20 protein-coding genes and 1 pseudogene are annotated in these 23,206 nt (G+C 72.8%); 1 reads left to right on the top strand and 20 read right to left on the bottom strand.

From position 1 onward, the window contains the following. Positions 1-215: 215 nt before the first annotated feature. The 12 genes and pseudogenes from ACZ7OY_RS21640 to fmt form a co-directional block, all read right to left on the bottom strand. Positions 216-596, bottom strand: coding sequence for a DUF742 domain-containing protein (locus ACZ7OY_RS21640; protein ID WP_471912862.1), 381 nt, complete (start codon positions 594-596; stop codon positions 216-218). Positions 597-603: 7 nt separating this feature from the next. Further along, positions 604-1,041, bottom strand: coding sequence for a roadblock/LC7 domain-containing protein (locus tag ACZ7OY_RS21645; RefSeq protein WP_471912863.1), 438 nt, complete (start codon positions 1,039-1,041; stop codon positions 604-606). Next, the gene (locus ACZ7OY_RS21650; RefSeq protein WP_471912864.1) at positions 1,031-3,625 is read right to left on the bottom strand and encodes a sensor histidine kinase; all 2,595 of its coding nucleotides are present in this window, start codon (positions 3,623-3,625) and stop codon (positions 1,031-1,033) included. The genes ACZ7OY_RS21645 and ACZ7OY_RS21650 overlap by 11 nt, the downstream gene beginning before the upstream one ends. A gap of 410 nt (positions 3,626-4,035) precedes the next feature. Continuing rightward, the gene (locus ACZ7OY_RS21655; RefSeq protein WP_384722908.1) at positions 4,036-4,488 is read right to left on the bottom strand and encodes an Lrp/AsnC family transcriptional regulator; all 453 of its coding nucleotides are present in this window, start codon (positions 4,486-4,488) and stop codon (positions 4,036-4,038) included. 10 nt (positions 4,489-4,498) lie between these two features. Further along, the gene (locus tag ACZ7OY_RS21660) at positions 4,499-5,965 is read right to left on the bottom strand and encodes an amino acid permease (RefSeq protein WP_471912865.1); all 1,467 of its coding nucleotides are present in this window, start codon (positions 5,963-5,965) and stop codon (positions 4,499-4,501) included. Between the two features lie 409 nt (positions 5,966-6,374). Then, positions 6,375-7,817 carry a GuaB1 family IMP dehydrogenase-related protein gene (locus ACZ7OY_RS21665; RefSeq protein ID WP_471913131.1) on the bottom strand — a complete coding sequence of 481 codons (1,443 nt, stop codon included), beginning with the start codon at positions 7,815-7,817 and terminating at the stop codon, positions 6,375-6,377. A gap of 132 nt (positions 7,818-7,949) precedes the next feature. Next, complete coding sequence (locus tag ACZ7OY_RS21670; protein WP_471913132.1) at positions 7,950-8,291, bottom strand: barstar family protein; 342 nt, start codon at positions 8,289-8,291, stop codon at positions 7,950-7,952. A 42-nt stretch (positions 8,292-8,333) separates the two neighbouring features. Further along, a pseudogene (locus ACZ7OY_RS21675) lies at positions 8,334-8,447 on the bottom strand (ribonuclease domain-containing protein); the annotation flags it as partial. A gap of 86 nt (positions 8,448-8,533) precedes the next feature. Continuing rightward, positions 8,534-9,577, bottom strand: a complete 1,044-nt coding sequence (locus ACZ7OY_RS21680; RefSeq protein ID WP_471912866.1) for a sugar-binding transcriptional regulator — start codon at positions 9,575-9,577, stop codon at positions 8,534-8,536. 78 nt (positions 9,578-9,655) lie between these two features. Beyond that, positions 9,656-10,342, bottom strand: coding sequence for a ribulose-phosphate 3-epimerase (gene rpe, locus ACZ7OY_RS21685; RefSeq protein WP_471912867.1), 687 nt, complete (start codon positions 10,340-10,342; stop codon positions 9,656-9,658). Between the two features lie 245 nt (positions 10,343-10,587). Then, on the bottom strand, positions 10,588-12,006 hold the full coding sequence (locus ACZ7OY_RS21690; RefSeq protein WP_471912868.1) for an RsmB/NOP family class I SAM-dependent RNA methyltransferase: 1,419 nt from the start codon (positions 12,004-12,006) through the stop codon (positions 10,588-10,590). Positions 12,007-12,292: 286 nt separating this feature from the next. After that, entirely contained in the window at positions 12,293-13,225 is a 933-nt protein-coding gene (gene fmt, locus ACZ7OY_RS21695; RefSeq protein ID WP_471912869.1) for a methionyl-tRNA formyltransferase, read from the bottom strand. 383 nt (positions 13,226-13,608) lie between these two features. Here fmt and ACZ7OY_RS21700 point away from each other — a divergent pair, with 383 nt between their 5' ends. After that, positions 13,609-14,142 carry a hypothetical protein gene (locus tag ACZ7OY_RS21700; protein ID WP_471912870.1) on the top strand — a complete coding sequence of 178 codons (534 nt, stop codon included), beginning with the start codon at positions 13,609-13,611 and terminating at the stop codon, positions 14,140-14,142. 201 nt (positions 14,143-14,343) lie between these two features. On the opposite strand, the gene ACZ7OY_RS21705 is transcribed toward ACZ7OY_RS21700, so the two are convergent. The 8 genes from ACZ7OY_RS21705 to ACZ7OY_RS21740 all read right to left on the bottom strand — a co-directional run bounded on the left by ACZ7OY_RS21705 (position 14,344) and on the right by ACZ7OY_RS21740 (position 23,117). Then, positions 14,344-16,515 carry a primosomal protein N' gene (locus ACZ7OY_RS21705; protein ID WP_471912871.1) on the bottom strand — a complete coding sequence of 724 codons (2,172 nt, stop codon included), beginning with the start codon at positions 16,513-16,515 and terminating at the stop codon, positions 14,344-14,346. A gap of 313 nt (positions 16,516-16,828) precedes the next feature. Next, on the bottom strand, positions 16,829-18,037 hold the full coding sequence (metK, locus tag ACZ7OY_RS21710; RefSeq protein WP_162469547.1) for a methionine adenosyltransferase: 1,209 nt from the start codon (positions 18,035-18,037) through the stop codon (positions 16,829-16,831). A 237-nt stretch (positions 18,038-18,274) separates the two neighbouring features. Further along, positions 18,275-19,477, bottom strand: a complete 1,203-nt coding sequence (gene coaBC / locus ACZ7OY_RS21715) for a bifunctional phosphopantothenoylcysteine decarboxylase/phosphopantothenate--cysteine ligase CoaBC (RefSeq protein ID WP_471912872.1) — start codon at positions 19,475-19,477, stop codon at positions 18,275-18,277. A gap of 123 nt (positions 19,478-19,600) precedes the next feature. Beyond that, positions 19,601-19,870 (bottom strand): DNA-directed RNA polymerase subunit omega, encoded by a 270-nt coding sequence (rpoZ, locus tag ACZ7OY_RS21720; RefSeq protein ID WP_030785847.1) that lies wholly within the window; start codon positions 19,868-19,870, stop codon positions 19,601-19,603. A 52-nt stretch (positions 19,871-19,922) separates the two neighbouring features. Then, positions 19,923-20,516 (bottom strand): guanylate kinase, encoded by a 594-nt coding sequence (gmk, locus tag ACZ7OY_RS21725; RefSeq protein ID WP_351605895.1) that lies wholly within the window; start codon positions 20,514-20,516, stop codon positions 19,923-19,925. A 60-nt stretch (positions 20,517-20,576) separates the two neighbouring features. Then, positions 20,577-20,900 (bottom strand): integration host factor, encoded by a 324-nt coding sequence (locus ACZ7OY_RS21730; protein ID WP_003977346.1) that lies wholly within the window; start codon positions 20,898-20,900, stop codon positions 20,577-20,579. Positions 20,901-21,168: 268 nt separating this feature from the next. Then, entirely contained in the window at positions 21,169-22,014 is an 846-nt protein-coding gene (gene pyrF, locus ACZ7OY_RS21735) for an orotidine-5'-phosphate decarboxylase (RefSeq protein ID WP_385533661.1), read from the bottom strand. Next, positions 22,011-23,117, bottom strand: a complete 1,107-nt coding sequence (locus ACZ7OY_RS21740) for a quinone-dependent dihydroorotate dehydrogenase (protein ID WP_471912873.1) — start codon at positions 23,115-23,117, stop codon at positions 22,011-22,013. The genes pyrF and ACZ7OY_RS21740 overlap by 4 nt, the downstream gene beginning before the upstream one ends. Between the last annotated feature and the right edge of the window lie 89 nt (positions 23,118-23,206).

Consider the following 23,206-nt stretch of genomic DNA (forward strand, 5'->3'; position numbering starts at 1 on the left):
CTTCGGGCGGGGCATGCGTGCCGCCTCGGAGCGGGCCGTCGAGCGGCTTCGGGGTGTGTGACGCGACACAGTCACGGGCTCCCCCGCCCTGGCCTCGCGCGCCGCTCAGGGCTCCTGGTCGGAACCCTTGGCCAGAGCTCCTGGTCAGAGCTCCTGGTCAGGGCTCGTGGTCAGGGCTCGTGGTCGGGGCTCCTGGTCAGGGTCTCGCTCAGGGCTCAGAGCTCGCGCAGGCGGTCCGCGATCTCGCGCAGCAGCTCGGGGTCGGTGGCCGGGCCCGCTACGACCGGCCGCGGCTCGTCGACCCGCACCACACCGGCCGCGACCAGATCGCCGAGCAGCACGCGGACGACGGTCAGCGGCAGGTCGGCGTCGGCCGCGAGCTCGACGACCGGCCGCGGCCCACGGCGCACCAGGTCGAGCAGGGAGGAGCGGGCGTGGTCGAGCGCCGGGTCGCCGCCCTCCGGCCACAGGGCCGTGACCTGGGACATCAGGTCGATGACGGGTCCGCCGGAGGGCCGGGTCCGGCCGTGTGTCACGGCGTACGGCCGGACCATCGGCCCGGTCTCGTCCTCGTACCAGTGGTCGTCGTCTGCCACCAGGGGATCAGGCGCCGGCCGGACCGGCGGGTGCGGCGGCCTCGCGTACGGCGGCGTCCAGATGGCGGCCGACGCGGCGGACGAGCAGTTCCATCTCGTGGGCGAGCTGGCCGACGTCGGTCTGCGCCTCGCTGAGCACCGCGAGACGGCTGCCGTTGCCCGCCGGGGTGATGAAGAGATAGGCGTCGTCGAGCATGACCATGGTCTGTCGTACCTGGCCCGCGGCGAACCGCTCGCCCGCCGAGCAGGCCAGGCTGTGGAACCCGGAGCAGACGGCGGCCAGATGCTCGATGTCGCGCCGCTCGATCCCCTCCGAGCAGCACAGCGGCAGGCCGTCGGCGGTGAGCAGGACCGCCTGACGGACGTGGTCGGTCCGGGCCACCAGGTCGTCGAGCAGCCAGCCGAGGTCCGTACCGGGCTGTTCGACGGTGTTGTCAGGGAGCATCTTCGGCGTCCCTCCTTTCGTCCGTGTCGGCTCGCTCACCGGCGGTGTGGGCCTGAGGGGTGCGTGCGGTCCGCTCACCGGCGGTGTGGGCATGCGGCGTGCGGCCGGTCCGGTCGTCGACGGTGGCGGGGTGCCCGTGGTCCGTCGGGCCGTCGGCGGTCCTGGAGTGCCCGGCGCCGGTGGGCTCTCCGGGTGCGGGGGCGTCCCCCGGGCCGGGCTCGACGCCCCTGCGTCCGCGGTCCAGCCCGCGCTGGAAGGAGCCGAAGATCGCCCGCATGTCCTCGGGGCTCACCTCGCGCCCGGACGCCCCGGCGGGGGTCCGCGGGGGCTCCTGGCGCAGCTCGGGGGCGAGGGCCGCCTGCCGTACCCGGGTGGGCAGCACGGCGACACCGGGCGCGGCCGACGCAGGCGCCGCCGACGCGGGGACGGGTCCGGGTTCGGGTCCGAGTTCGGGTCCGGGTTCGGTTTCGGGTTCGAGGTCGGCTTCGGGAGCGGCGGGCTCGGGCGTGGCGGACCCGGGAAGCGCGGGTCGGGAGCGGGTGGGCAGCGGGCGCAGCGGCGGCACGGGCCCGGTCTGCGGGGCGACGGCCGCGACGGCGACCGGTCCTCCGGCACCGGACTCCACCGCGGCGCGCTCGCCGAGGCCGCTCTCCGCCGCGCCGGACCCCATCGGCTCCACCGACGCGAGCAACGACTCCGGCAGCAGGACCACCGCCGTGGTCCCGCCGTACGGGGACCGGCACAGCGTGACCTCGATGCCCTGACGGGCGGCGAGCCTGCTGACCACGTACAGGCCGAGGCGGTCGTGCCGGGTCGGGTCGAACTCGTCGGGCCGGGTGAGGGTGCGCCGGGCCTGCTCCGCCTGCTCCGGGTCGAGGCCCAGGCCGCGGTCGTCGATCTCCAGGACGAAGCCGCCGCGGGCGTGCCCGGTGCGCAGGGTGACCTGGGTCTGCGGCGGGGAGAACACCGCGGCGTTCTCCAGGAGTTCGGCGATCAGATGGACCACGTCGGCCACGGCGTCCGCGGCGATTCCGATCCGCTCCATCGACGGGACGACCACGCGCGTGTAGTCCTCGATCTCGCTGACCGCGGCGGAGACCACGTCGGCGACCGGGACCGGGCTGCGCCATCTGCGGCCGGGTGCGGCGCCGGAGAGGATGATCAGGCTCTCCGCGTGCCGTCTCATACGGGTGGTGAGGTGGTCGATCCGGAACAGCTCCTGGAGGATGTCCGGATCGTCCGTCCGTCGCTCCAGCGTGTCGACGAGCTTCAACTGGCGGTGCACCAGCGCCTGGTTGCGGCGGGCGATGTTGAGCAGCACCGCGAACAGCCCGCGCCGCAGGGTGGCCTGCTGCACGGCGGCCTCGACGGCCGCGAGCCGGGCGGAGTTGAAGGACCGGCCGACGTCGCCGATCTCGTCGGCGACCTTCTCGCCGTCCGACAGGGGCGGCGCCTCGGCCGCCGCGTCGACGTCTTCGCCGGCGCTCAACCGGCTCATCACCGACGGAAGCTGACGGGTCGCCAGCAGGTCGGCCGCGTCCCGCAGCAGCTCCAGGCGGCGCGAGATGCGCCGCGCGCCGCGCACCGCGAACCACAGCGACAGGGACACGGCGGCGAGTCCCAGCACGGCCACGACGGCGGCGCGGGTCAGCTCGCCGTAGGCGAACTCCCGTCCGCGCGCGGCGGAGTTCTCGGCGGCGCGGGTGCACAGCTGCATGTAGCGCTTGACGGCCCGGTCGGTGGTGGTGCGCCAGGAGTCGGCCGCGACGGCCCGCGCCGCGCCGCCCGCTCCGGCCCGCAGCAGGGCGTCCTCGCTCTTCGTGAGCTGCCGGTGCAGGTCCTCGCGCTGGAACTGCTCGAACAGCGCCCGGGAGTCGTCCGGCAGGTCGGGCACATAGGTCCGCTCGAAGACGCGGCGGTCCTCGATGGTCGCCGTCAGCATGTCGTACTGGCCGTCGGTCAGCCGGCCCGCGGCCCGCGCCCCGGCGACCAGCGCGTCCTCGCGCGAGACGAACTCCCTCACCCGGACGAGCTCCACGACGGTCTGCGCCTCGCGCGCCAGCTGTCCCGCCTGGAGGGCGGTGAGCGCGGACGGGACGTCGAAGCCGGGGTCCAGCAGCGTGTCGTAGGCGGTCACCGCCCCGTCCCAGGAGATGTCGCGGGACAGCACGCGCTCGCGCAGCGGCTCCAGGCCGCCCACGGAGGCGACCACGGTGTCCAGGACCTCGCGCTGCCGGGCGGAGAGCCGGCCGCGGTCGCCGTTGCCGATCGCCTCGCGCATCGCCTCGACGGCGCGGTCGGTGCGCCGCTGCTGCGTCATCAGCTCCACCGCGGCGGCCGTGCGGTGGCCGCCGCCCAGGTAGGCGGCCGAGAGCCGGCGCTCGATCTGGATCTGCCCGACCGCCGTGTCGACGGGCGTGCCGAAGTCCTCGTACACCCCCTGGAGGCGGATCAGGGCACGCAGTTCGCCGGTGACCGACACCATGGCGAAGGACCACAGCGTCATCAGGGCGAGGACGGGAGCGAGCGCGAGGGCCACGATGCGCGCGCGTACGGTGGTGGGACGGCCGAAGGGCCAGCGCATGGACTCCCCAGGGCGGCAGTGCGGTTCGGGCGGCGAGGCACAGGTTGGCCGCCACTCGCTGTTACCGGCGGGTAGCGGGCGGCGCTCAACCTACGGGATGCCCTGGTCGCCCCGCAATGGTTACCAAAGGTAACTCCGGGTCACTTCAGCGAAGGTACGGCAAAGCGGGTCCCGGTCGCCGCCCGGTTCGAGGGCAGCCGTTTTGCGCCACGCCGGGTCGGGGTGCCGCGGTGACTGCGGGTGCACGACCGCGGCCACGCCGGGCCACGGTGTGACGGTGGCCCAGGGGCCCCCGGCCGCCGCGGTCGGGCGCCCACGGTGTGACGGTGGTCCACCATGGGCCCCCGGTCGCCGCGATCGGGCCGGGCCGTCGCGTGACGGCGGTCCACGGCGCCCGGGTCAGGTCGCGGTCAGGTCGGCGAGCCCGAGGAGAAACGGCGCAGCAGCGGTGACAGCACCAGCACGGACTTCGTCCGCTCCACGAACGGCTCCCCCGCGATCCGCTCCAGCACCCGCTCGAAGTGACGCATGTCGGAGGCGAAGACCTGGACCATCGCGTCCGCGTCCCCGGTGACGGTGGACGCTGCCACGACCTCCTGGTAGCGCTCGAGGCCGCGCTGGATCGTCTCCGGCGAGGTGTTGCGCCGGCAGTAGATCTCGACGAACCCCTCGGTCTCCCAGCCGAGCGCCGCCGGGTCCACCCGTACGGTGAATCCGGTGATGGCGCCGGTGGCACGCAGCCGGTCCACACGCCGCTTCACCGCCGGTGCGGACAGGCCGACCAACTGCCCGATGTCCGCGTAGGAGCGGCGGGCGTCCTCGGCGAGGGCGTGCACGATGCGTTCGTCGAGATCGTTCAGCACTGCGGGTGGATCACTTCTCTGCGGTCGCGAGTCGGGAGCGGCGGTAGCCGTACACGAAGTAGAACACGAGGCCGACCGCCATCCAGACTCCGAAGACCACCCAGGTGACGGTGGCGAGACTGCCCATCATCCAGACGCAGAAGCCGAAGCCCAGGGCGGGCATCAGCGGCGACAGCGGCACCCGGAAGGTGCGCGGCATCTCCGGGCGGGTCCGGCGCAGCACCACGACGGCGATGTTGACCAACGCGAAGGCGAACAGCGTGCCGATGCTGGTCGCGTCGGCGAGCTGCCCCAGCGGAACGGCGGCGGCCAGGACGCCGCAGAACAGGGAGACGATCACCGTGTTGGCGCGCGGCGTGCCGGTCTTCGGGTGGACCCGGCCGAACACCTTGGGGGCGAGACCGTCCCGGGACATGGCGAACAGGATGCGGGTCTGGCCGTACAGAACGGTCAGCACGACACTCGCGATGGCGATGACGGCGCAGGCGGCGAGCAGCGTGCCCCAGAAGCTCTGGCCGGTCACGTCCCGCATGATCTGGGCGAGCGCGGCCTCCGAGTCGTTGAACCGCTGCCAGGGCTTGGCGCCGACGGCCACCGCGGCGACGAGGACGTAGAGCGCCGTCACGATGACGAGCGAGAGCATGATGGCGCGGGGCAGGTCACGCTGGGCGTTCTTGGCCTCCTCACCGGCGGTGGAGGCGGCGTCGAAGCCTATGTACGAGAAGAAGAGCGTCGCTCCCGCCGCGCTGACCCCGGCCATGCCCAGCGGCATGAAGTGCTCGTAGTTCCCGGAGCGGAAGCCCTGGACGCCGATGGCGCAGAACAGCACCAGCGCGGCGATCTTCACGGCGACCATGATCGTGTTGGCGCGGGCGGACTCGCGGGCGCCGCCGAGCAGGAAGGCCATGGCGAGCAGGACCACGATCAGCGCGGGCAGGTTGAAGATCCCGCCGTCACCGGGCGGCGCGGACAGGGCGTCCGGGATGGTCACCCCGATGGTGCCGTCGAGCAGCTCGTTGAGGTACTCGCCCCAGCCGACGGCCACCGCGGCGACCGACACGCCGTATTCGAGGACCAGGCACCAGCCGCAGATCCAGGCGATCAGTTCGCCCATCGTCGCGTACGCGTACGAGTACGAGGACCCGGCGACCGGGATGGTGCCGGCCAGCTCGGCGTAGGACAGGGCCGAGAAGAGCGCCGTGAGGCCGGCGATCACAAAGGACAGGGTGACGGCCGGACCGGCCTTGGGGACGGCCTCGCCGAGCACGACGAAGATGCCGGTGCCCAGCGTGGCACCGATGCTGATCATGGTGAGCTGCCACAGCCCGAGAGACCGGCGGAGAGCCCCTCCGTCGCCCTGGCCACCCTCGGCGACCAGGCGTTCCACGGGCTTGCGCCGCATCAGACGCGCGCCGAGGCCCGGGGACGCGGGGACTGTCTCGGTGCGGTCGTGCGGGGGTGCGCCTTGATCGAGCACGCGCTGACTCCTTCGTCGCTACGGTGAGGGCGACAGGGACCGGCGGCACTCCCGCACGAGCGGGAACCCACCGAGCGGGGTCCCCGCCACGCCTTGTACAGCGCTCGACCCTATGAGCCGGGGCGTCACGGCCGTAATGCAGCAACCTTGCGCGTCCCGGCAAGAACGTTGCGTTGATCGCGGCCGGGCGGGCGTTCGTTGCACGGCACCCGTCGATCGCGTCGATCGGGCCCGGTCGACGGGGCCGGAGGGCGGGGGCCGGGCCCGGGAGGCACTCTGGAGGGACCCCGGCCGGGCGGACGTTCGGGAGGCCGTGCGCGGGCCGCCCGCCGGGCGCGTCCGGGAACGCGGACGGCCCCCGCCCTCCCGGTGCCGGGGGGACAGGGGCCGCTCCGTACGGAGTCGGGGGTCAGCTCCAGCTGGCGTGCAGCGGCTTGCCCTCGGCGTAGCCCGCGGCGCTCTGGATGCCGACGACGGACTTCTCGGCGAACTCCTCCAGGGAGCCCGCGCCTGCGTAGGTGCAGGAGGAGCGGACGCCCGCGATGATCGAGTCGATCAGGTCCTCCACACCCGGGCGGTCCGGGTCGAGGTACATCCGGGAGGTCGAGATGCCCTCCTCGAACAGCGCCTTGCGGGCGCGGTCGTACGCCGACTCGTCCGAGGTGCGGTTGCGCACGGCACGCGCGGACGCCATGCCGAACGACTCCTTGTACGCGCGGCCGTTCGCGTCGTGCTGAAGGTCGCCCGGAGACTCGTACGTGCCCGCGAACCAGGAGCCGACCATCACGTTGGAAGCGCCGGCCGCGAGGGCCATCGCCACGTCGCGCGGGTGGCGGACACCGCCGTCGGCCCACACGTGCTTGCCGTACTTCTTCGCCTCGGCGGCGCACTCCAGGACGGCGGAGAACTGCGGCCGGCCGACGCCGGTCATCATCCGGGTGGTGCACATGGCGCCGGGTCCGACACCGACCTTGATGATGTCGGCGCCCGCCTCGATCAGGTCCCGCACACCCTCGGCGGCGACGATGTTGCCGGCGGCGATCGGCACGTGCGGGTCGAGCCCGCGGACGGTGCGGATCGCGCTGATCATCGACTCCTGGTGGCCGTGCGCGGTGTCGATGACGAGGGTGTCGACGCCCGCGTCCAGCAGCTGCTTGGCCTTGCCCGCGACATCGCCGTTGATGCCGACGGCGGCGGCGATGCGCAGCCGGCCGCGCTCGTCGGTGGCGGGCGTGTAGAGCGTGGCGCGCAGGGCGCCCTTGCGGGTGAGGATGCCGGCGAGCTTGCCTTCCGCGTCGACGGCCGGGGCGTAGCGCCGGTTGGCCGCGTCCAGGCGGTTGAAGGCCTCGCGCGGGTCGATGTCCGCGTCGAGCAGCAGCAGGTCCCGGGACATCACCTCGCTGAGCTGGGTGAAGCGGTCCACGCCGGTGAGGTCCGCGTCGGTGACGACACCGACCGGGCGGCCGTCCTCGTCCACGACGACACCGGCGTTGTGCGCCCGCTTGGGCAGCAGGGCGAGCGCGTCGGCGACGGTCTGATGCGGGGTCAGCACGATCGGGGTGTCGAGCACCAGGTGGCGGCCCTTGACCCAGGAGACGACATCGGTGACGACGTCGATCGGGATGTCCTGCGGGATGACCACGAGTCCGCCGCGCCGGGCCACCGTCTCGGCCATACGACGGCCGGCGATCGCGGTCATGTTGGCGACGACCAGCGGGATCGTGGTGCCGGTGCCGTCCGGTGAGCTGAGGTCGACACCCTGCCGCGAGCCGACCGCGCTGCGGCTCGGCACCATGAAGACGTCGTCGTACGTCAGGTCGTACGCGGGCTGGATGTCGTTGAGGAAACGCACGTGCTGCACATCCCAGTCGATCAGAGGCGGCCCCCGGACAGGTCAGCCAGGGGGAATGAGCACGTACTTCATTCTCCCACGGCCTGCGCCCGATCGTCCCCCGACAGAACCTCCAGGCTGGTCAGCGGCGCCCTAGGAGGAACCTCCAAGCGTGAGCAGCACGGAGAGCGCCGGCTGCGCGTCCACCGCCTGGGCGAAGACGTCCTGGGCGGTCCCCCACTCCCCCGGGCGGGCCTCGGCGTACGCCCGCCAGCCGCGTACGACGATCAGGAGCCCCCGGCCCGTGGTCTGCTCGGGCCAGACGGCGGGGTCGGAGAGACTGTCCGCGAGGGCGTCCCAGTTGCGCCCGAACCACTCGGGGAGGCCGAGCGCGCCGACGCACCGGTCCATCAGCCCGGCCTTGTCCTTGACGCCGTCGAGGTCCAGCAGGACGACGTGTCCGCCGAACGGATCGCGCGTCGGATCGTCGGTCATCTCGGCACCGCCCGGAACGAGTTGGAGTGATCGCCGGTGTAAGTGATCGCCTGTGTAGTAGAACCCGCCGCCCCGCCCGGTGACAATGCGCCGGGCTTCGCGATCCCGCGAACCCGGCGTCCTGACGGTGAATTCGTGGCGGTGGGGCCGTTCGTGCACCTGCCCGCGCCCCGGGGACGTACCGCGACAGCGTGCCCCGATGCTGTCACGGCCGTCCCCTCACGGTCCGGGGCCGGGTCCCGTCAGGGCCCGTCGGGGTCCGCGCGGTTGAGCGCGGAGCGCGGTGTCGGGCCCGCCGTCATCAGGTAGTCCGCCGCGGACGTGTCCGTCACCAGGCTGGTGACGAGTCCGGAGCGCAGCACCGCGTCGATGGCGGCCGCCTTGCGCTGCCCGCCCGCGATCGCGACGACCTCGGGGATCCGGCGGAGCTGGTCCGCCTTCACGGTGATGCACCGCTCGCCCAGGTCGCGGCCGACCCGACGACCCTCGGTGTCGAAGAGGTGCGCGGACATCTCGGCGGCGACGCCGAGCGAGGCGTAGTGCGCCCGCTCCTCGTCGCTGAGCATGTCGTGCACCGTCGAGATGCCCGGCTCCCAGGAGCCGATGGAGACACAGGCGACCGTGACCTTGTCGAAGTACTCGAAGGCACGGGCGATCCCCGTCTGGTTGCGCAGCGCGGCCGCGGTGGCCACGTCCGGCAGCAGCATCGGCGCGTAGATCGGGTGGGCGTCGCCGCCCGACACCTGGGCTGCGCGGCGCACCGCCTCCACCGAGCCGCGCTCGGCGGTCCCGGCGTCGTACACGCCGGTCAGCTGCACCACGGTGCACGGCGGCAGCCGGTCGAGCGCCGCCGCCATGTGGATCGTGGACCGGCCCCAGGCCAGTCCGAGCACATCCCCCTCGTTGACGAGTTCGCCGAGCAGGTCGGCCGCGACCTCGCCCAGGTTCTCGGGGTCGGGCGTCTCCTCGGCCTCCGCCGGGGACTCGACGACGACGGCGTGCCTGAGGCCGTACCGGGCACGGAGCGCGTCGGAGCGCTCGGCGTCCAGTTCGGCCGGCACACGGATCTCGATGCGTACGAGATCCCGTTCGAGGGCCGTCTCCAGGACCCGGGCCACCTTGAAGCGGCTTACGCCGAACTCCTCCGCGATCTGGATCTTGGACTTTCCCTCGAGATAGAAGCGGCGGGCCATGGCCGCCGCCTGCACCAGCTCAGCGGGTCCCATCCGCACGGCTGACCGGCCCGCCGACATACCCGACACGGCGATCTCCTCACTGCTGTTCACACTCTGGATTCACCGTTCATCCTTGCAGATCCGGTGCATTTGATCAGCCTTGCAGGCCGCCGTTCACGTTCCCGTCGTTCAGTGGCTGCACGCCCATGACGCCTTGGCCGTGGCCTCGTCCGCCTGGCTGCGCAGTGCACGTACCGCCTCGGCCGGGTCGGATGCCCCGTACACCGCCGAACCGGCGACGAAGACGTCGGCGCCCGCCTCCGCGCACCGCTCGATCGTCTCGGCCGACACCCCGCCGTCGACCTGCAGCCAGAGCTCCAGCCCGTGCTTGGCGATCAGCTCCCGGGTGCGGCGGATCTTCGGCAGCATGATGTCGAGGAAGGCCTGACCGCCGAAGCCCGGCTCCACCGTCATGATCAACAGCATGTCGAGCTCGGGCAGCAGGTCCTCGTACGGCTCGATGGGCGTCGCGGGCTTCAGCGCCATCGAGGCACGGGCGCCCTTGGCGCGGATCTCCCTGGCGAGTCGCACCGGCGCGGCGGCCGCCTCGACATGGAAGGTGACGGAGGAGGCGCCCGCTTCGACGTACTGCGGTGCCCACCGGTCGGGGGCCTCGATCATCAGATGGCAGTCCAGCGGGGTGTCCGTCGCACGCGCCAACGACTCCACGACCGGCACACCGAGCGTGAGATTCGGGACGAAGTGGTTGTCCATGACGTCGACGTGGAGCCAGTCGGCTCCTTCCACCGCCCTGGCCTCGTCCGCGAGGCGGGCGAAGTCGGCGGAGAGGATGCTGGGGCTGATCTGTGCGGCCATGCCCCAAGACTGCCACGTCCTCGCCCGGTTGTTCGCCCCGGTACGGTCAGCGCCTCCCGCGCGGCCCGCCCCGGAGCCGGTCCGAAGGCGGTCCGGTGCCGCCTCCGACGGGCACCGGGCCGCTCTCGGACGGCCGGCGGACGGCTCCGCGGCCTGCCCGCAACCGGCCCACGACCTGCCATGACCGGCCCGCGCCAGGATCCCGCCCGAGGAGATCCCGGCTCGCCGGCCAGCCGTCGCGGCGGTCAGCCGTTGCGACGGATGAGCGCCAGGTACATCGCGTCGGTCCCGTGCAGATGCGGCCACAGCTGTACGTCGGGACCGTCGCCCAGCGCCGGTACGCCCGGCAGGAATGGCCGGGCGTCGATCAGGTCGGCTTCCGGGAACTGCTTGAGCACGTCGGCGACGACGGCCCGGGTCTCGGCGAGGTGCGGCGAGCAGGTGGCGTAGCCGACCACACCGCCGACCCGCACCGACTCCAGAGCCGTGCGCAGCAGCCCGCGCTGGAGCGGAGCGAAGCCGTCGAGGTCGTCCGGACGACGCCGCCAGCGCGCCTCGGGCCGCCGGCGCAGGGCGCCCAGCCCGGTGCACGGCACGTCCATCAGGACCCGGTCGAAGACTCCGGGGCGCCACGGCGGCCGGGTCCCGTCGGCCGTGATGACCTGGTAGGGCCCGGGATTGCCGGCCAGGGCCTTGGCCACGAGACCCGCCCGGTGCGGCTGCTTCTCGGAGGCGAGCAGCGTCGCGCCGCGCTCCGCGGCGAGGGCGGCCAGCAGCGCGGCCTTGCCGCCCGGCCCGGCGCACCCGTCGAGCCACCGCTCGTCCGGCCCCTCGACCGGCACGTCGGCGAGCGCGAGCGCGACGAGCTGGCTGCCCTCGTCCTGCACTCCGGCCCTGCCGTCCTTCACGGCCTGGATGGCACCGGGCTCGCCGCCCTCGGTGAGCCGTACGGCGTACGGCGACCAGCGCCCCGGTACGGCGGCCTCCTCCGCGAGCAGCTCCTCGGTGCCCGCTCGGCCCGGCCGGGCCACCAGCGTCACCTCGGGCCGCTCGTTGTCGGCCTCCAGCAGGTCCTCGATGCCCGCCCGGCCGCCGCCCAGCGAGTCCCACAGCGCGGAGACGACCCAGCGCGGGTGCGCGTGCACCACGGCGAGGTGTTCCTCGGGATCGTCGTCGTAGGGCGGCGCGATCTGCTCCAGCCAGGTGTCGAGGTCGTGCTGCGCGATCTTCCGGAGCACGGCGTTGACGAACTTGGCCCGCCCGTCGCCGAGCACGACACGGGCGAGTTCCACGGAGGCGGAGACGGCGGCGTGGCTCGGGATCCGGGTCCCGAGCAGCTGGTGCGCGCCGAGGCTCAGCACGTCGAGGACCGGCGGGTCCACCTCGCGCAGCGGCCGGTCGACGCAGGCGGCGATGACCGCGTCGTACGTCCCCTGCCGTCGCAGCGTCCCGTACACCAGCTCGGTGGCCAGGGCGGCGTCCCGTCCGTCGAAGTCGCCCTTCTCCCGCGCCTTGCGCAGCAGCGGCGGCAGTACGAGGTTCGCGTACGCGTCCCGCTCGTCCACGGCTCGCAGCGCCTCGAAGGCGAGCATGCGGACGGGATCCTTCTGGGGTCGTCGGTAAGGCTTGCCCGGCTTGCGGGGCCGACGGGAGGTATCGCTCACGAAAAAGGTGCTCCGGATGTTAGATGGTGATACGCCCCAAGCCTACGTCCCGGCGGTCCCGGCCCCCGTGCCCGGCCGTCCTCCCCGACCCTGCTGACCAGCCGTGCTGCCCGGACCCTGCTGACCGGCCGTGCTGCCCGGACCTTTGCCGGGGCTCCTACGCATCGCGGCTGCACGCACCACACCCCGCTCGGGCCGGCCGGCCGGGCGCAGCGGGCGCAGCGGGCCCGAGCCGGTTTCAGCCAACTTGAGCCGACGCGGGCCGACCTGAGCCGGCCGCAGGGGCCTACCTCCCGAGGCTCTCCCCGTGGCCGATCCGCACGCCCCGCGCCCAGTCCGCCGCCCGCATCGGCTTCTTGCCCTGGGCCTGCACCCACAGCAGCTCGACCGCGTACGAGCCGGTACCGACGTAGACGTTGTTCTTGGCGACGTCCAGGACGCCCGGGGCGAGGTCGGTCCGCTCCGGCAGGGGGGTGACGTGGACGAGTTTCAGCCGCTCGCCGCGGAAGACGGTCCAGGCGCCGGGCGCGGGCGTACAGCCGCGGACGACCCGGTCGACCCGCAGCGCCGGGGTGGACCAGTCCACCTGGGCGTCGTCCACGGTGATCTTCGGTGCCACGGTGATGCCCTCGCCCGGCTGCGGCACGGCCCGCAGGCTGCCGTCCTCGACCCCGTCCATGGTCGCGGCGAGCAGCCCGGCACCCGCGAAGGCGAGCCGGGTCAGCAGGTCGCCGCTGGTGTCGGTGGGCCGGATCTCCTCGGTGACGGTGCCGTAGACCGGCCCGGAGTCCAGCCCCTCCTCGATGAGGAAGGTGGAGGCGCCCGTGATCTCGTCCCCGGCCATGATGGAGTGCTGCACGGGAGCGGCCCCGCGCCAGGCCGGCAGCAGCGAGAAGTGCAGGTTGACCCAGCCGTGGGCCGGGATGTCCAGGGCCGACTTGGGCAGCAGGGCGCCGTAGGCGACGACGGGGCAGCAGTCGGGAGCGATCTCCCGCAGCCGTTCCTGGAACTCCGGGTCGCGCGGCTTCGCGGGCTTGAGCACCTCGATCCCGGCCTCCTCCGCACGCTGGGCCACGGGGGACGCGACCAGCCTGCGACCGCGCCCGGCCGGTGCGTCCGGGCGCGTGACGACGGCGGCCACCTCGTGCCGCCCGGAGGCGATCAGGGCGTCCAGAGCGGGAACGGCGACCTCGGGGGTACCGGCGAAGACGAGCTTCATGGGTGGGATCGGGCCTCTCGGGCGGGATGGTCAACGGCAGCGCACAAGTCTATGACCATGGGAGCGGCCCCCGCCGATCCATGACCACGGAAGCGGCCCCGCCTGTCCGTCACCGACCGCGGGAGCGGCCCCGCCTGTCCGTCACCGACCGCGGGAGCGGCCTCGCCTGTCCGTGACCACGGGCCCTGGCCGACGGCTGCGCCCCGGATGTCCGCCCCGCGCACGTCCGCCCCGCGCACGTCCGCCCCGGGGGCGTACGCGGATGCTCATACGCCCCCATGCCGTGACCAGCGGCGCTCACACGCGTTGGTCAAGAAAGAGTTGACACAGCGGGCCGCCCAGCGGTCCGGTTTCCTTGCAACGCCGGTTCGAGAGGCTTGTTCATGGCCGACCACGCAACCAACGACGCCCAGGCCCGGGCCAGCCTGCACTTGCTGGTGCGGGACATCGAGCGGGTCCGCCGCCAGGTGGACGCGCTCCGCACGCTCACGGCGCAGTTGGGCAACGTCTACCGTCCGCGCCGCTCCGGCCCCTCCACGGGCTTCGTGGTGTACGGACGCGCCCCCGCCCCGACGGTCCGGCTGGCCCAGGAACTGCGGGACAGCGTCGAGACCCTGGTGACGGCCGCGGTCGACTTCGACCGTTCGCTCGGCTTCTCGTGGGACGCGGTGGGCTCCGCGCTCGGTGTCACCAAGCAGGCCGTGCACCGCCGTTACGGTTCCCGTCGCGCCGCGGCCCAGGCAGCCGCCGAGTCGGAGCAGCTCACGGAGACGTCGGAAAACCGCGCGGTCAACGTCGGCACCACCATCCCCACGGTGCCCGCGGCCCGCTCGATGCCCACCCAGCCCACGGCGGGCAGCCCCACCCTGCGCGACGAGGTCAGATCCACCGTCTTCCCCGCCCCCCGCAACGGCTGACGCGCCTTCGTCGCTGCCTTCCCCGCCCCCTGCCCTCCCGGCCGCCCCCGGGAGGGCAGCCGTGTGTCGGCGTCCCGCGCGCGCCCGGGGCAACCGACGCCCGTCTCGGCCAAAGCCCATCTCAGCCGAACTCCGTCTCGGCCGAAGCCCGTCTCAGCCGAACTCCGTCTCAGCCGACGCCCGTCTCAGCCGACGCCCGTCTCAGCCGATGTCCGGCGGGTCGATCCGCACCCGTACCGGCTCGCTCGCCGCCCCGGCCGCGCCGCCGCCCGTACCCCGGGCCATCCGGGCGGCCTGCGCCGCCTTCAGGGCGGCCGCCATCGCACCACCACTGCCCGGCGGCACCCGGACCAGCGCGCGCTCCCAGTGCTCCCCCGGCGGCGGCGCCCCCGGCCGTCGCGGGCGGCCCGGTGCCGTGCCGGGGACGGGCACGGGCCCGAGCACCTCGGCGTCCGGGGGCAGGCGCACCGCGTCGAAGAACGCGGCGACCGCCTCCGCCCGGCCCGACACCGCGGCCATCCGCGAGACCGGTGGGAAGCCCAGTTCGGCCCGCTCGGCGAGCTCCCGCACCGCATGACCGACGGGATCCCACCGCACCAGCGCCTGCACCGGGCGCAGGGTCGGCTCGGCGACGACCACCACGGTCCCGCCCGCGCTCTGCGGCCGCACGAGCGAGGCCGCCGCGATCCACCGGCGCAGGGCGTCCTCCCCGGCCCGCAGATCGGGCCGGCCGAGCATGGCCCAGCCGTCCAGCAACAGGGCGGCCGCATAACCTCCCTCGGCGACGGGCTCGGCTCCCGGTGTGCTCACCACCAGCGCGGGTGTCCCCGGCACGGTGTCCAGGACGTGCTCGCGGCCCGAGGTCCGCACCGGCACCGCCGGGAACGCCCGCCCCAGCTCCTCCGCGGTGCGCCGGGCGCCCACGACCTGGGCGCGCAGCCGGAACGAGCCGCACTCCGGACAGTGCCAGCCGGATTCCTCCCGCCCGCACCAGCCGCACCACAGCGCCCCGCCGTCGCGTGCCTCCAGCGGCCCGGCGCAGTGCCGGCAGCGGGCGGGGGCGCGGCACTGCGCGCAGGCCATCCGCGGCACATAACCGCGCCGGGGCACCTGGACCAGCACCGGTCCGTGCCGCAGGCCTTCCCTGGCGGTCTGCCAGGCGAGGCTCGGCAGCCGGGCGGCCCGCGCCGCCTCGTCCCGGGCCAGATCCAGGTCCCCGACGGTCCGTACGAGCGGAGCGGCGCGCCGTACCTGCTCGCGTCCGGCGACCAGCGGCCCGGCCCATCCGCTCTCGACGAGCTGTGCCGCCTCCACGGTGCAGTCCCGGCTGCCCAGCAGGAAGGCGCAGCGGTCCTGGGCCGCGCGCAGCAGGAGCACCTCGCGGGCGTGCGGCTGGGGCGCGTGCGGCTCGCTGTGGCTGTCGTCGCCGTCGTCCCAGAGGGCGACCAGCCCGAGGTCCTGAACCGGCGCGAACATCGCGGCCCGGGTGCCGACCACGGCCCGCACCGATCCCCGGCGCACCGCGAGCCACTGCCGGTAGCGCTTCTCGGGTCCGGCGTCGGCGGTCAGCAGCGCGTGCCGTCCCTCGCCCAGCAGCGCCGTCAGCGCGGCGTCGACCCGGGAGGCGGCGCGTCCGTCGGGCACGACGACGAGCGCCCCGCGGCCCGAGGCGAGGGTCGCCGCGACGGCCAGGGCCAGTTCGTCGCTCCACTCGGGGCCGGGCAGGGCGTTCCACACGGCACGCGGCGCGCCTCCCGTGGCCAGCGACCGGAGGAACGCGGCCCCCCGCTCGTACCGCGTCCAGGACCCCGGCTCGGGCGCTCGTGGGGCGGGCAGGGGCTGGGGGGAGGGTCGTTGCTCGGCCTTCGCGCTGCGCGGCGGCACGGCGAGCTGGAGCACATCGGCGAGGCTCCCGGCGTACCGGTCGGCCACGGCCCGCGCCAGCGTCAGCAGTTCCTCGCTCAGTACGGGCTCGGGCGACACGACCTGGGCGAGCGCGGCCAGCGGCCCGGAGTAGTCGGACTCGGCCCGGCGCTCCACCAGGAACCCGTCGATCAGGCCTCCGCCCTCGCGGCGGCCGTCGCGCACCCGGTGCCGTCCGGCGCCGAATCGCACCCGCACCCGCACGCCGGGCTGTGCGTCCGCGTCGAGTTCCTCGGGGACGGCGTAGTCGAAGTAGCGGTCGAGATGCAGCACGCCCTTGTCGACGAGCACCCGGGCGACGGGCAGCTCCTTCGCCAGCGCGGCCCCCCGCCAGGTCCGGGGTTTGGCCCGCGGCACCTTGGCCTCGCGCACGCTCGCCCGGATGAGCGCGAGCTGTTCGGGCGGCGCGCCTTCGGCGCCGCCCTCCCCCGTCCGGTTCTCGCTGCTCACGCTTGCATTCTTACCAAACGCGACCGACAACCGGCGTCGCCGGTGATCACCGAGGTCTCCCGAGATCCGCACGGCAGCGGCGACACATGCCTGATTTCACCGCGCGCCCTGGGGGCGCACTCCATCGAAGTAACCGCGGCCTTCGCACCGGGAGAGTCGTCACCGTACGGTCCCCGCGCCCCCCGCGGCCACCGGTTTTCGCCCCGCACGGCCCGGGCGGGAGGCACCGGACAGGCCCGCTCGGCACACACAGGACGGGCCCGGACCTCCCCGAGGGGAGAGCCGGGCCCGTGCCGGGAAGCGGAGGCGGGGCCTACAGGCCCGCGGCCTTCTTCAGCGCGTCCACGCGGTCCGTGCGCTCCCAGGTGAAGTCGGGCAGCTCACGGCCGAAGTGGCCGTAGGCGGCCGTCTGGGCGTAGATCGGACGCAGCAGGTCGAGGTCGCGGATGATGGCGGCCGGACGCAGGTCGAAGACCTCGTCGATCGCCTTCTCGATCTTCTCCGGCTCGACCTTGTGGGTGCCGAAGGTCTCGACGAAGAGACCGACGGGCTCGGCCTTGCCGATCGCGTAGGCGACCTGGACCTCGCAGCGGGAGGCGAGCCCCGCGGCGACGACGTTCTTGGCGACCCAGCGCATCGCGTAGGCGGCCGAGCGGTCGACCTTGGACGGGTCCTTGCCGGAGAAGGCACCGCCGCCGTGGCGGGCGAAACCGCCGTAGGTGTCGATGATGATCTTGCGGCCGGTGAGGCCGGCGTCGCCCATCGGGCCGCCGATCTCGAAGCGGCCGGTGGGGTTGACCAGCAGGCGGTAGCCCTCGGTCTCCAGCTTGATGCCGTCGTCGAGGAGGGCCTTCAGCTCCGGCTCCACGACGAACTCGCGGATGTCCGGGGTCAGCAGCGAGTCCAGGTCGATGTCGCTGGCGTGCTGCGAGGAGACGACGACCGTGTCCAGGCGGACCGCCTTGTCGCCGTCGTACTCGATGGTGACCTGGGTCTTGCCGTCGGGGCGCAGGTAGGGGATGGCGCCGTTCTTGCGGACCTCGGACAGCCGCTTCGACAGGCGGTGCGCCAGGAAGATCGGCAGCGGCATCAGGGTCGGCGTCTCGTCGCTGGCGTAGCCGAACATCAGGCCCTGGTCGCCGGCGCCCTGCTTGTCGAGCTCGTCGTCGTCGCCCTCGACCCGGGACTCGTAGGCCGTGTCGACGCCCTGCGCGATGTCCGGGGACTGCGAACCGATCGACACCGAGACGCCGCAGGAGGCGCCGTCGAAGCCCTTCTTCGAGGAGTCGTAGCCGATCTCGAGGATCTTCTCGCGCACGAGCTGCGGGATCGGCGCGTAGGCCTTGGTGGTGACCTCTCCGGCCACGTGCACCAGACCGGTGGTGATCAGGGTCTCGACCGCGACCCGGGAGGTCGGGTCCTCGCGCAGAAGCGCGTCGAGAATGGTGTCGCTGATCTGGTCAGCGATCTTGTCGGGGTGACCCTCGGTCACAGACTCCGAAGTGAACAGGCGACGGGACACAACGCTCCCTGGGGTTGCAGCGGCTGCTGGCTGATCATTGGCGGACGGACAGGGCTGCGCCTGATGTCGTCCGAGAACAGTTTATCGGTCGCGCTCGGTCATGGCCCCACTGTCTCGCCTCTCGGAAGGGCTGTGACCTGCGGCACGGGGCATTCTGCCCAATGCCGCTCGAGCTTGGCCAGGGGCGCCACGCCCGAATGTCCGGGCCCGGCGTGATCCCCGAGGCGAGGGAAACATTCACCCCAGGCGTTGCGCCACAAGGTCCCATACGGTTTCGGCCAGGGCCTCTTTCGGGCCGTACGGCACGGCCGTCTCGGTTCCGTCGGCGCCCAGTACCACAGCCTCGTTCTCCTCGGAGCCGAAAGTCTTGCGTTCCCCCACCTCGTTCACCACGAGCAGGTCACAGCCCTTGCGCTGCAGCTTGGTGCGGCCGTTGGCGAGGACGTCGTCGGTCTCGGCGGCGAAGCCGACGACCACCTGGCCGGGCCGTGCGCGATCGGCGGAGATCTCCGCGAGGATGTCCGGATTCCGTACGAGGACGATGGGCTCCGGTTCCTGGCCGTCCTTCTTCTTGATTTTTCCGGTCGCGTAGGCCAAGGGGCGGAAGTCGGCGACCGCGGCGGCCATCACGACCGCGTCCGCGTCCGGGGCCGCCTTGAGCACAGCCTCGCGCAGCTGGACGGCCGTGCCGACCTGGACGACGTCCACACCCGCCGGATCGGGCAGGCCGGTGTTCGCGGCGACCAGGGTGACCCGGGCGCCGCGGGCCGCGGCCGTGCGGGCGAGGGCGTAGCCCTGCTTGCCCGAGGAGCGGTTGCCGAGGAAGCGCACCGGGTCGAGGGGTTCGCGGGTGCCGCCGGCGCTGACCACGACATGGCGGCCGGCGAGATCCGGCCGCGCGACACCGCGGGCCAGCACACGGCGGCAGACCTCGAAGATCTCGGCCGGGTCGGGCAGCCGGCCCTTGCCGGTGTCCACACCGGTGAGGCGGCCCACGGCGGGTTCGATCACGACGGCGCCGCGGCGGCGCAGCGTGGCCACGTTCTCCTGGGTGGCCGGGTGCTCCCACATCTCCGTGTGCATGGCGGGGGCGAAGACCACGGGGCAGCGCGCGGTGAGGAGCGTGTTGGTGAGCAGGTCGTCCGCGAGTCCGTGGGCGGCCTTGGCGAGCATGTCGGCCGTGGCGGGGGCGACGACCACCAGGTCGGCGTGCTGGCCGATGCGGACGTGCGGGACCTCGTCGACGTCGTCCCAGACCTCGGTCGAGACGGGGTGGCCGGACAGTGCGGACCAGGTCGCGGCGCCGACGAAGTGCAGCGCGGAGGCGGTGGGCACGACCCGGACGTCATGCCCCGACTCCGTCAGTCTTCGCAGCAGCTCGCAGGCCTTGTAGGCGGCGATGCCACCGCTGACCCCCAGTACGACCTTCGGCTTGTCCACCGTCGCTCCCCTCCGCTCGCTCGCGTGCGCCGGTGACGGGCGCACGCCTCCATCACACACCACAGGCCCGGCAGTCGCGCTGCCGGGCCTGTGGAAAAACCAACCTTAAGCTGGAAATACTACTTACGCCGGGCCCTCGATGGCCTCGGACGTCAGCAGTCCCGCGTTGATCTCGCGCAGGCTGATCGAGAGCGGCTTCTCGTGGACGTGGGTGTCGACGAGCGGACCGACGTACTCGAGGAGGCCCTCGCCGAGCTGCGAGTAGTACGCGTTGATCTGGCGGGCCCGCTTGGCCGCGTAGATCACGAGGCTGTACTTCGAGTCCGTGGCCTCGAGAAGCTCGTCGATCGGCGGGTTGATGATGCCCTCGGGCGCGGAGATGGAAGAGGACACGCTCTACCTTCCGATGGTGGGGAAAAGGTCGGTCGTGGTCACATGCTCGTGATCACACAACATCCATCAAGGCTAGCAGCTCTCGCGCCACGTCCTTGACAGAGGTGTTGACAAGGGTCTCGTCGAACTCCGGCTCCGCCGCCAGTTCGATCTTCGCCGCGTCCAGGCGGCGCTCGATGACCTCGGGCGGCTCGGTGCCGCGGCCGGTGAGCCGGCGCACCAGTTCGTCCCAGGAGGGCGGGGCCAGGAACACCAGCTGGGCCTCGGGCATGGACTCACGGACCTGCCGGGCGCCCTGGAGGTCGATCTCCAGGAGGACCGGGACACCGGACTCCAGGTGCTCCAGCACGGCCGCGCGGGGCGTGCCGTAGCGGTTGCCCGCGAACTCGGCCCACTCCAGCAGCTCGCCGTTGGCGATCAGCTTGTCCATCTCGTCGTCGCTGACGAAGAAGTAGTGGACGCCGTGCTTCTCCCCGGGGCGGGGCTTGCGGGTCGTCGCCGACACCGACAGCCACACCTCGGGATGTTCCTTGCGCATATGGGCGACGACCGTGCTCTTACCGACCCCGGAGGGGCCGGAGAGCACGGTCAGCCGCGGACGTACGTCCGGGGGCTCGGGGGTCGTCCCCCGGAATGTTGCAGCCATGCAGCGATTATTCCAGCAATCCCGGGGTGCCCGGAACGTCAGTCCCGGACCACCCGGCACTCAGGAGCCGGTGCTGCCGAACTCGCGCTCAAGGGAGGCGATCTGGTTGGACCCGAGGCCACGCACGCGGCGGCTCTCGGAGATGCCGAGTCGCTCCATGATCTGCTTGGCGCGGACCTTGCCCACGCCCGGCAGGGACTCCAGCAGGGCGGAAACCTTCATCTTGCCGATGACGTCGTTTTCCTGACCCTGCTTGATGACCTCGTGAAGGGAGGCGCCGGAGTGCTTGAGTCGATTCTTGACCTCGGCCCGCTCCCGGCGAGCCGCGGCGGCCTTTTCGAGCGCGGCTGCGCGCTGTTCGGGGGTAAGGGGCGGAAGAGCCACGCCTACGTCACCTCGGATGTCGAACTGTCGGATACGGACCGGTGAGGAACCTAGTCGCCCCACACCTAGGGAGTTACGAGCAACACGCTGCGCCCGTTCACTCTGCTCGGAGACTAGCGGCCAACTCCGTCCGAGTCAGCGAGAACAGAGGAAAAGTCCTGGTCAGCCTCCATCAGGACTGGACATTTCAGACATATTGCCCCGGATTTGAGAATGTATCCAGCCTCAAGTCGGCCTGGACGGCTGTCGACGGCGGCCTCCGGGTGCCTCAGACGGCCGCGACAGCCGCCTCGATCTCCCGCGCGAACCGGTCCGCGGCGGCACGCAGCGCGCCCGCGTCGGGACCGTGCCGCAGCACACCCCTGCTGACGTTGGGCACGACGTTGCGCACCGCCGCGCCGAACACCCCGGGAAGGTCGGCCGGCGTCGCGCCCTGGGCGCCGATGCCGGGCGCGAGGAGCGGACCGTGGATGTCGAGGTCGTACGACGACAGGTCGCCCAGCGTGGCGCCGACGACCGCCCCGAAGGACCCCAGCGGCTCCTCCCCCGCGTTCTCGGCCGCCAGGTGGGCCAGCATCGTCGCGCCGACCGTACGGCCGTCCGCGCGCACCGCGTGCTGCACCTCGCCGCCCTCCGGGTTGGAGGTCAGGGCGAGCACGAACAGGCCCGCGCCGTTCTCCCGCGCCAGGGCGACGGCCGGGGCCAGCGACCCGTAGCCGAGGTAGGGCGAGACGGTCAGCGCGTCCGAGAACAGCGGGGCGTCCTTGTGCAGGAAGGACTCGGCGTAGGCGGCCATGGTGGAGCCGATGTCGCCGCGCTTGGCGTCCATGACGACCAGCGCACCGGCCGCCCGCGCCTCCTCGACCGTCTTCTCCAGCACGGCCACCCCGCGTGAGCCGAAGCGCTCGAAGAACGCGCTCTGCGGCTTCAGGACGGCGACCCGGTCGGCCGTCGCCTCGACGACCGTGCGGCTGAACCGCTCCAGACCTGCCACGTCGTCGTTCAGGCCCCACTCGGCGAGCAGGGAGGCGTGCGGGTCGATACCCACGCACAGCGGCCCGCGCTCGTCCATGGCGCGGCGCAGTCGGGCGCCGAAGGGTTCCAGAGAGCTCATGCGGCCTTCCTGACGTCGGCACCGACCGCGTCGGCGAGAGTGGGGTAAGGGCTGGTGCGCAGGCGCGCGGCGAGCCCCTTGTGCAGGGCGCGGGCCCAGAAGGGGCCCTCGTAGATGAAGGCGCTGTAGCCCTGGATCAGGGTGGCGCCCGCGAGGATGCGCTGCCAGGCGTCCTCGGCGTTCTCGATGCCGCCGACGCCCACCAGGGTGATCCGGTCGCCCACGCGCGCGTAGAGGCGGCGCAGCACCTCCAGCGAGCGTTCCTTCAGCGGCGCGCCGGACAGTCCGCCGGTCTCCTGGACCAGTGCGGGCGAGGAGGTCAGACCGAGTCCCTCGCGCGCGATGGTGGTGTTGGTGGCGATGATCCCGTCCAGGCCGAGTTCGACGGCCAGGTCGGCGACGGCGTCGACGTCCTCGTCGGCGAGGTCCGGGGCGATCTTCACCAGCAGCGGGACCCGGCGGTCGGTCACCGCGCGGTCCGCGGCCTCGCGCACGGCGCCGAGCAGCGGGCGCAGCGCCTCGGTGGCCTGGAGGTTGCGCAGGCCGGGCGTGTTCGGGGAGGAGACGTTGACGACCAGGTAGTCGGCGTACGGCGCCAGCCGCTCGGCCGACTTCACGTAGTCGCCGACGGCCTCCGTCTCCGGGACGGCCTTCGTCTTGCCGATGTTCACGCCCACGACGGTCCTGAACACGGGCGTCCGCGCGGCCAGCCGGGCCGCGACCGCGAGCGAGCCCTCGTTGTTGAAGCCCATGCGGTTGATCAGCGCCCGGTCCGGGACCAGGCGGAACAGCCGCTTCTTGGGGTTGCCGGGCTGTGCCTCCCCGGTCACCGTGCCGATCTCGATGTGGTCGAAGCCGAGCATCGCCATGCCGTCGATCGCGATGGCGTTCTTGTCGAAGCCGGCCGCGAGCCCGAAGGGGCCGTGCATGCGCAGCCCGAAGGCCTCGGTGCGCAGTTCCCGGTGGCGGGGCGCGAGCGCGGCGGCCAGGAAGGTGCGCAGGACGGGGACGCGCGCCGCGAGCCGGATCCAGCGGAAGGCCAGGTAGTGGGCCTGCTCGGGGTCCATGCGCCGGAAGACCAGACGGAAGAAGAGTTTGTACATCTCGGAAGTCCTCGAGTCCTCGGGGGTCCTCATGACATGGGGCCATGACGTGGGGGCCATGACTTGGGGGCCGTCATGAAGAGGGGGAC

The organism is Streptomyces sp. NPDC107559, from assembly GCF_055657365.1.